The organism is Paracoccus onchidii, assembly GCF_028294535.1.
In the GTDB taxonomy this organism is placed as follows: domain Bacteria; phylum Pseudomonadota; class Alphaproteobacteria; order Rhodobacterales; family Rhodobacteraceae; genus Paracoccus; species Paracoccus onchidii.
The window spans coordinates 45,117-53,527 of record NZ_JAQBIE010000025.1 but is presented as its reverse complement, the minus strand read 5'-3'; the positions used below and the strand labels follow the sequence as shown (position 1 = coordinate 53,527).

10 protein-coding genes are annotated in these 8,411 nt (G+C 59.1%); 2 read left to right on the top strand and 8 right to left on the bottom strand.

What is annotated here, in order from left to right:
• The first annotated feature begins 81 nt into the window (after positions 1 to 81).
• Entirely contained in the window at positions 82 to 972 is an 891-nt protein-coding gene (locus PAF17_RS16435; RefSeq protein WP_271890184.1) for a GIY-YIG nuclease family protein, read from the top strand.
• Here PAF17_RS16435 and PAF17_RS16430 read toward each other — a convergent pair.
• The 3 genes from PAF17_RS16430 to PAF17_RS16420 form a co-directional block, all read right to left on the bottom strand.
• Positions 969 to 2,132, bottom strand: a complete 1,164-nt coding sequence (locus PAF17_RS16430; protein ID WP_271890183.1) for a DNA cytosine methyltransferase — start codon at positions 2,130 to 2,132, stop codon at positions 969 to 971. The two genes, PAF17_RS16435 and PAF17_RS16430, sit on opposite strands and share 4 nt — an antisense overlap.
• Before the next feature lie 203 nt (positions 2,133 to 2,335).
• Positions 2,336 to 3,445 carry a hypothetical protein gene (locus PAF17_RS16425; RefSeq protein WP_271890182.1) on the bottom strand — a complete coding sequence of 370 codons (1,110 nt, stop codon included), beginning with the start codon at positions 3,443 to 3,445 and terminating at the stop codon, positions 2,336 to 2,338.
• A complete protein-coding gene (locus tag PAF17_RS16420; RefSeq protein WP_271890181.1) occupies positions 3,442 to 4,692 on the bottom strand; it encodes a hypothetical protein in 1,251 nt (416 codons plus the stop codon). Before PAF17_RS16420 ends, PAF17_RS16425 begins: the two co-directional genes overlap by 4 nt.
• A gap of 195 nt (positions 4,693 to 4,887) precedes the next feature.
• Here PAF17_RS16420 and PAF17_RS16415 point away from each other — a divergent pair, with 195 nt between their 5' ends.
• The gene (locus tag PAF17_RS16415) at positions 4,888 to 5,850 is read left to right on the top strand and encodes an SOS response-associated peptidase (RefSeq protein ID WP_271890180.1); all 963 of its coding nucleotides are present in this window, start codon (positions 4,888 to 4,890) and stop codon (positions 5,848 to 5,850) included.
• A gap of 9 nt (positions 5,851 to 5,859) precedes the next feature.
• Here the strand turns inward: PAF17_RS16415 and PAF17_RS16410 are convergent, their stop codons facing one another.
• From PAF17_RS16410 to PAF17_RS16390, 5 genes are all read right to left on the bottom strand, one after another.
• Positions 5,860 to 6,057, bottom strand: a complete 198-nt coding sequence (locus PAF17_RS16410) for a hypothetical protein (protein ID WP_271890179.1) — start codon at positions 6,055 to 6,057, stop codon at positions 5,860 to 5,862.
• Complete coding sequence (locus tag PAF17_RS16405) at positions 6,020 to 6,262, bottom strand: hypothetical protein (RefSeq protein ID WP_334223670.1); 243 nt, start codon at positions 6,260 to 6,262, stop codon at positions 6,020 to 6,022. Before PAF17_RS16405 ends, PAF17_RS16410 begins: the two co-directional genes overlap by 38 nt.
• Positions 6,263 to 6,270: 8 nt before the next feature.
• Positions 6,271 to 6,945: a YcbK family protein gene (locus tag PAF17_RS16400; RefSeq protein ID WP_271890177.1), complete on the bottom strand. Its 675-nt coding sequence runs from the start codon at positions 6,943 to 6,945 to the stop codon at positions 6,271 to 6,273.
• 89 nt (positions 6,946 to 7,034) lie between these two features.
• A complete protein-coding gene (locus PAF17_RS16395) occupies positions 7,035 to 7,322 on the bottom strand; it encodes a DUF6127 family protein (RefSeq protein WP_271890176.1) in 288 nt (95 codons plus the stop codon).
• Positions 7,319 to 8,395 carry a DUF2793 domain-containing protein gene (locus PAF17_RS16390; RefSeq protein ID WP_271890175.1) on the bottom strand — a complete coding sequence of 359 codons (1,077 nt, stop codon included), beginning with the start codon at positions 8,393 to 8,395 and terminating at the stop codon, positions 7,319 to 7,321. The genes PAF17_RS16395 and PAF17_RS16390 overlap by 4 nt, the downstream gene beginning before the upstream one ends.
• Positions 8,396 to 8,411: the final 16 nt, after the last annotated feature.

The window sequence follows — 8,411 nt, the reverse complement described above, 5'->3', positions numbered from 1 at the left end:
TCTGATCGGCTCATAACCTGAAGGTCACAGGTTCAAATCCTGTCCCCGCAACCAAAATTACCAAATAAATCAAACGCTTGGATGCAGACTGAAATAGTCAGGCACCAGAAGCGCAGCTTTACATCAACGCCACATCAACGTTTGAAGAGACGGGTGTGCAATGCTGGCCAGCGTGATACTCGTTTGATGGCAAACGGGGAATCGGGGTTGAGCTTGGCTGACGGATTTATTGCATTCGAACTGGACCTGATGGGTGCCGTCCTTGACCAGTTGATTCCCATTCTCGACAAGATGGAGGGCGAGCCACTGACGCGCGCGGCTGCCCAGCTTCTTCCCGACGCGCAAGGCGTATATCTTCTGATCCACCAGGGGCAGGTTCACTACGTCGGCAAGACCGATGCAGAAGCTGGCCTGCGAACACGGCTTACCCGTCACGTCGCCAAGTTCGAACAGCGCGACAACATCGTTCCGGCCGACGTCCAGTTCAAGGCAGCGCAGATCCTTGTTCTGACCGCGATGGACATCGAGTCGAAACTGATCAATCACTATCGCACCGATTGGAATGGCTCCGGCTTCGGGTCAAACGATCCGGGCCGACAACGCGAAACGACGGCGAAACCGCCTCAAGGATTCGATGCGCGGTTTCCGATCAATATTGATCTGCCGCTCGATTTTCTGGTCGCGGGTCCGACGACGGTGCACGACCTGCTGATGCAGCTGAAGCTGGGCTTGCCGTATACGCTGCGCTATGAGCTGGAGCCCGGCGCGAAGGGAAGCCATTCGTTCCGTAGCCGTCCTCACCCCGACATGCCGGGCGTTCCGCTGACGGTTCCTGTCGGCCCGATCACCGCGCGTCAGGCAATGCAATTGGTCCTGGGCGCGCTGCCGCATGGCTGGCAGGCGACTTACTTCGCCAGCCACTTGATCCTCTACAAGGAAAACCGGGCCTATACGCACGGCATGCCGATTTAAGCCCGAAGCAGCTTTTCCTTCACTTCCTCGGCGACGATGCGGCCGAGTTGGCAGGGCACCGCGTTGCCGAGCTGGCGCATGGTTTCCGTCCATGACCCATGAAAGGTCATGTCGTCGGGGAAGGTTTGCAGACGAGCGCTCTCACGGACGGTGAAATAGCGGATCGATCCATCCGGTCGACGGAGCATGTTTTCGCCACCGGGAACGCCGTGCACGCCCGCCTTCAGCGTTTTTGCCGGTTCGTCCAGAGGGCTGCCCGTGTGGCCTGGATAGGAACGGGCGCCTGGCTGGAACCTGTGATCGTGGAATTTCCGGGCCGAACCGGGCGCCAACTCCGGATCGGGGAGATCAGAGATCGCGTCCCGGACGGTTCGCCAGCGAAGACCATTCGGCTTTCGCTCCAACTTCATCGCGCGTGCCTTGGCCGCGCCACCATCCGGTCGGTCCTTCTTCGCCACGCGATGCAGATCCCAATAGGTCTCTTCGCGCCATTGCTCCCAGAGCAAAGCTTCCTTGGAGTGAGTTGGGGCGGGAAAATGCCATTCCACACTCGTGTCAGAACGGAATCCGACGAGGAAGACGCGCTCCCTGCGCTGTGGGACGCCGAAGTTCGCCGCATTCAGGACGCGTAGCATGACCTTGTAGCGCAGGCCATTGTAGCGGCCGCGCGTGTGGTAGTCCTCTAGGCGGGCAAGGTGGACCAGCCATTCCTCGTCCTTCTTCGCCGTCACCTCGGGATAGGTCAATTGCAGCCGGATATACTCGAGGTAGTTCGCGAAACTCGAGCGGGTCAGGCCTTTGACGTTCTCGAAAATGAAGGCCCGTGGCCGAAGTTCACGCACGGCCCGCACCGCCTGCGGGAACATATCCCTGCTGTCCAGAAACGCGCGATGCCGACCGCCCATCGAGAAAGGCTGGCAGGGAGGGCCGCCGGTCACCAGATCGATTTCGCCTTCCACCGCCCCGAAGTCGAATTCGCGGACATCACATTCATGCAGAGGCCAGTCCCGGACAAGGTCCAGGCCGCGCTCCTTGTTCTCGCGAAGCGTGTCACATGCCCAGCGATCCCAATCCATTACCGCTGCGGGCGTGAAGCCGGCCTGGCTTACGCCGATGCCCAGGCCTCCGGCGCCGACAAAGAGCTCAACCGATTTCATCATCTCAGGAACTCCTCGATCCTAGCCTCAACTGCCACGAGATCCCCGGTTTCGCACTCCCAAATGACGAGGGTCTGCCAGCCGAGATCTCGAAGCCGAGCGAGGTTGGCCTCGTCCCGTTTGCGATTGTTTTCCAATTTCGGCGCCCAAAAGTCCAGTTTGGTGTGAGTGGCGTCGGCGGCAGTGCGGTTCCGCTTGATTTGAGGCTATAGCAGCTTGCCTTGTCCCTGTGGCAGTTCTAGAGCTTGCCTTTGATCAGTGTCGGGCTTGTTTCCAAGTACGTCCTTACGACGCAGACCAGCATAGTCGCTGACCAGCCCGATTATCATTTTGGCTTCCACGCTCTGAAGGCTCCTCGGCGCATCAATCTTTTCTGAATAGGCCGCTCCGTCAAGCGAAACCGCCGCTCGCAGCAGATCAGAGCTTGCATGAGGTCGAGCGAAGAACTCGGCGAGACCCTGAATTGGCATGGTGTCCACAGCCTTTTCGAATCCGGAGCGTATTTGGGAGGCTGAGGAACCAGTCGGATCAAGGAATTCAGTGACCAAATTCTCAGCAAAAGCGAGGTATGCTGATTTGGCATCGAAGTCGGTTCTTCCGAAAAGAAGTCCCTGTCGAAAGAAATCCTGACGCGTGGCTGTTTCCGACAAGGAATGTTCCTTTCCCAAGAAGTCAGCCGCAATAGAGATAAGAGAACAGCACAAATATGCTGCCCTAGTAATTGGCCCGCCATTTGGCTCGCGTTCAGTGGCGTGCCGCAATAGTTCGGCCGCTTCATCAAGCCAGATGTTCAACGTTCGAAAGTCAATACCGTTAGATATTTCTGATTTGAGATTCGCTATTTTTTTCTTAAGGTTAACCTTATCTAAGGTTACTTTAGAGAGTTGCGATTCAAATTCCTCATTGGATATTCGATTGTCTGTTCCTGCGTATCTTTTAATTATGGCATCGAATAGAGGTCGAGGTATAACTCTAACTTTCACGCGATCTGAAAATTTTTGCGCAGAGTCTTTCACCCCTTGAGATGCAATTATGGCTTCATCTGCGCCAAGAGCGACTTGAAGCCCCTTCACCCAAATCGCACGTTCAAATGCTTTTCCTCTTCGCTTGTTTTTGATGTCTACAATTGATACGTGGCGGGCATGGGCGCTGAGCCGAGTATAAATCCAGAGATCAATATCCGTAACTTCGTCCGTGCCTTCCCTAACTGGGACACCTCTCACTACAAATGAACCCAGTTCGCGAAAGTACTGAGCCAGACACTCCTCCGCCAGACCGCCTTTATCTACTTCAGTGGTTTCCTTTTTGGGTGTCATTTGCTTTTCCTGAGGATATTTAGAGAGCGAAGTGCAGCTGATTTTGCCTCAGGAACGTCTTTTTTCCGTTCTGTCACACGTGAGCTTTCTGGCCCAATAAAGTTAGAGGCCATTCCAGACGCGACAAATTCGGCGGCTGTCGCCGATGCGTCACCCCGTAAGATAAGGTCCTTCGCCATTTCACCGATTTCGCTCTTAAGGAGTGTCAATCTGTTGCCGCGATCAGTCGTAGTGACCTGAACAACGCCTCTCCGCTCGAGGACCTGATAGTCTTGCTTTATGGCGGCTGCTCTACCCTCGACGTAGCCCCGACCGATTAGAACGTTGATCAGGACAGAAGGATCCTTAATCCTGCCCCGATAATCTGGGCTCTTAATAATGCCATACGTCAGGCTGCTGGCAAGCGCCTTTGCGTCGTCAAGCATGTCGGCTAATCCGCCAGGAATATACTTCACCAGCGCTTCGGGCTTAGTAGCAAACTCAGTTACACCTTTCTCGTTAACAACAGCGCTCACCTCAAAGAAGCCAATCTGATGAAGCTTGCTCCAGAGTTTTTCTCCAAGAAGCTGGCGTATTTCTTCTGCCAGAAGGCATCCACGACCATTTAGCATGGATTCGACCTGAAGGAGCTTTTGTTTCTCCTCATCTGACAAGTTTTCGAGTATCAGCTTTGATTTTGCCGCTGAATCTCTCTTAAATAAAGAGCCGTTGAAGTAGAGCCTATCGTGCCCATTTGCCTCATAGTCGATAAAGCCAATATGTTCGCTTTGAGAAAAAACATCATCAATCTCTGCCCTCGACAGCCTATATTCATCGGAGAGCTCCTCCTCGCAATCTGAGCGCCGCACGGGCGAACCGCTTGCGATTTCAGACAGGGCCAGCACGGCCCGATCAGCGCCTGAGGGTGACTGTGTCTCAAAGATATCCGAGGCATGGTCCAGTAGGCTTGCCTGCGATACACCTAATACCGCAACGCCTGCCGAAGAGACATCAATCAACCCATGATTCTGGAGCTCCGCTAGAAAACCGTTCGCTTCGATTCGCCTGACACCGATACCGCGTGCCAGCTCGTCGACACGTTCTTTCGACACAGTGTTTTCGAGTTCCCTTGAAATCACTGAAAGCAGCCTAGAGGAGCGCCCGGCTGCGACGATACTCTCAAACTCGGTTGTTTTCGCGTTCAAGAGCTTTTGATCATGATGGAGCAACCATGCACCCTGAACACTCTTGGTCAACTTGATGGGCAAGACGTTGAACTTTCAAAAATTTGATCGCGTTAGGTACTAGATTCGATCTGATGACGATGAACAAGGGCTTTGTGCTGGAGCGACTTGGAAGTGCGCTTTCGAAGCGCGTGTCGAAACTGCCGATTAGGACGTCGTTAGAATACTCGAACGACGTGATCTTGCCTGACACAGAATGTTCTGCATTTGTTCTTGATCATGACGCGCCGCAGCACACCTCAAGCCAAGATCGACGATTCGGCCTTCCCGGTCCGCGTTCTGATCTGCGTGCCGGAGATGGGGTTTGGCCGTCGGTCCGATGCGCTGCATGAGTGGCTGGCGACGCGGATCGGCCGCGGCAACTATGCCTGGCATGGTGGCGGGCGCGGTGGTACGCGGGACCGGATCGCACTTTATTTCCGTGAACCGGATGCGGCCAGCGCCTGCCTGACTGCCTTTCCGGATCTGGAACTGGCTGACGGAACATGCCTGCCGGGCTACAGTTCACCCTATCTGCCCTTTGGCCGCCCCGAGGACGACGATACCGTGTGCAACCTTTACAATCAGACCACCACGCAGGAAGCGATGCGCCAGCTTTTCAAGGGGGTGAGCATGACCGACCGCGCGGGCAATGTCGCACCGGGCAAGGTTTATCCCGATCAGCTGGCGCCGATCATCCGCCATGATGGTGGTGCGCTGGAATTGGTGAAGGCGCGGTGGGGGATGCCATCGCCGCCATCGGTCCTGAAGACCCAGCGGGATCCGGGCGTCACCAATGTCCGCAACCTGACCTCGCCACACTGGCGGCGCTGGTTGGGTCCGGCACATCGCTGCCTGGTGCCGGTCACGGCCTTTGCCGAACCGATCAAGGGCGGCAATCAGTGGTTTGCCCCAGCCGAAGCAGAGACGCCGATGTTCTTCGCCGGGATCGAGGTTCGGGGCTGGACTTCGGTCCGTAAGGTGAAGGATGGCGAGACCAGCGACGATCTCTATGCCTTTCTGACCTGCGCGCCCAATGCCGAGGTGAAGTCGGTGCATCCGAAAGCCATGCCCGTTATTCTGACCGATCCAGGGGATTGGGAGACCTGGCTTTCGGCGCCGATCGAAATCGCCAGCAAGCTGCAAAGTCCTCTGCCGGATGGCGCATTGGCGCTGGTGGACGCCCCGCCCGAGGCGTCCTGACATCGGCGATCAGCCCGCACACGCCCGCGCCTGCGCCCGCATCACCGCATAGTCTGCCATCATCCCGACCAGCGCGGCATCCTCGGGCAGCGCCTCCAGCTCCGCCGCCGCCCGGTCCCGCGCGGCCTGCCCGTAAGCGACGACCGGCGGGCAGACCGCGCCGCCCGGATCAGAACTGGCCGTCGCGCAGGCGGTCAGCGAGATCATCGCGATCACTAGGGCGGGTGCTGGCAGCCTCCAGCATGCGGCGTTGAATATCATTCTGTCGCTCCATCTGGTTCAGGCGCTCGGCATGGCGACCGGCGGTTTCGCCAGCGCTGCGCAGGTTGAGGAGGAAAAGCAGGACCGCGCCGATCAGCGCGATCCCGATGGCCAGACGCCGCGCCCAGCGCGACGCCAGCAGCGCGGACATGGCGCCCATCATCGCCGCCCCCGGTTCCAGTCATCCAGCCGGGCCCAGATTGTCAGGCCGATCCCGGCCAGCGCCAGGGCGATGAAGGCCCAGCGCAACGTGTCGAGATAGGGGATCAGCGGCTGTATCGCCGATTGCGCATCGCCTAGCGTGTCCTGGGCGATTTCGATCCCCGCCGCGCCAACGGTCGCCAAACCGGCCGCCCCACTGCCTTTCATGGTCCGGCTGTCCGCCAGATGTTCCCGTACCGGCGGTTGGTCTTCGGCGAAGGGGATGGCGCGCGGCGGAAACGGCTCGCCCCAGCGCCGGGCGGGGCCGAGATCGATATGCATGAAGCCCGAGCGGGGATAAGTACCAAAACCCAGAAACCCTTCCGCCCGCGCGGCTTTCTCGAAGGCCGCCGGATCGTGATTGGCCATGGAGATGTCAAAGGCCGTGCCTTCCAGATGTTTGGAGTGCTTTGCCCCACGCACCCGGGCATTGTGCTCCGGGCTGCGATAGGCGGAATTCACGATCAGCGGCTTGCCGAGACGGCTGCGCAGCGCCTGCAGCCGGTCGAGGGCCGCCTCATGGATCAGAATCGATCCGGTGCCGCGACAGGCAATCTCGGCGGGCGAGAAGTTGGGCCAGCGCCATGTTTCTTTCGGCACGTCGCGCCAATGGCGGTAGAAACGGGTGGTCATGAGGATCCTCCGGATACGAAAAAAGCCCGCCGGGAGGGCGGGCTGTGGGGTGATGGGTCTGTGGGAAGCGGCGATTGCCGCTCGGCGCGTCAGCCGCCTTCGCCGAAGAGTTTCAGCTTCAGCGCAATCCCGGCCAGCAGGGTCAGGATCAACCCGGCGGTCAGCATGCGGATAACGGTCTGGGCGGCGGTGCGGCGCATGAGGCGAATGCCTTCCAGGAGCGCCCGCAGGTCGCGGATGTCGAGCGCGGCTTCCCTGCCATCGAGCCCGGCATCCACAAGGGCACGCCTTGCGCCTTCCTGCGCGGCCCTGGCGAGCAGTTCCTCGAATTCGCTCTCGCTCATCTGCAGCATGTCGTCGAGACGTTTGGGGGTCATCCGATCTTCGCTCCCCAGAAAGTGGTGTGATCCGCCGCGAAATATCCATCTGCGGCCCGAAACGTGCCCTGCAGTGCGACGGTATCGCCTGCGTCCAGCGGCACCATGGTCTGCAGCCAGAGTGCGGTGGCCCCGGAGACATGCGCCCCGGAAATCTCGCCAAACGAGCCGCGGATCTCTGTTGATCCGTTCAGCACCAGCCGTCCGCGCATCCGCGCGCTGGTATTGGCGTTGATCTTGTAGAGAAGGGATGCGCCGAAGAGATACGTGCCTGCGACCGGCGCCACGAAGCGGTTGGTGCCTGCGTCAAAGCAGCCCTGATCATTGTATTCGGCCACATTGATGCCAATGGTGGTCCAGCTGTCGGTGGCGACATAGTTGTCGTAATTTGTGTATGCCTTGAAGCGGGGCAGGTTCGGCTGGCTGGCAATGCCGGTGGCCGGATCGACGCCCAGTGCATCGCGGAAACTGCTGCCGTCGGGCGAGACGGCAATCCGCAGCCGGTCCGTTCCGAACATGCCGATCAGGGCCCGGGTGGAAAACCCGGTCTGCAGGATCAGCCCGGCATCGTCGCTGCCCGTCTCCCGGTTCAGCGTCTGGGTCAGATCGCCGCTGCCGCCATCGGCGGCATAAAGGGCTGTCCAGAGCGCGTTGTTCAGTTTGGCCGAGAAGGGGGCACCAGCGCTGGCCACCATGCCGATGCCGAGCCGGGACAGGTCGTCGAGGGCGGTCGGGATCACCGGTTCCCAGCCCGCGCCGTTCCGGACCAGCAGCGCCGCCTCGTCCTCGATCCATGCCCGCCATCCTTCGCGGGGCGGCAGGCGCAACCAGGCGCCGTCGGTCCGGAGGGCGACGTTCAGATCCCAGCCCGCCCAGCCGCCCGTCGCCCCGGAGGCAACGATATAGCGATCACCGTCAGACGGGTCAGCCGGTGGTGCGGTCAGACCACGGCTTTTGACCGAGAGTTGGACCAGCCCGTCCAGCAAACGCAGGGCGTCGTTATGGGTGACATGTTTCTGCGCCTGCGCCGCCATCAGATATGGCAGCAGCAGGTTCGTCGTGCTGTCGGACATTTTTTGGGCTTCCCGG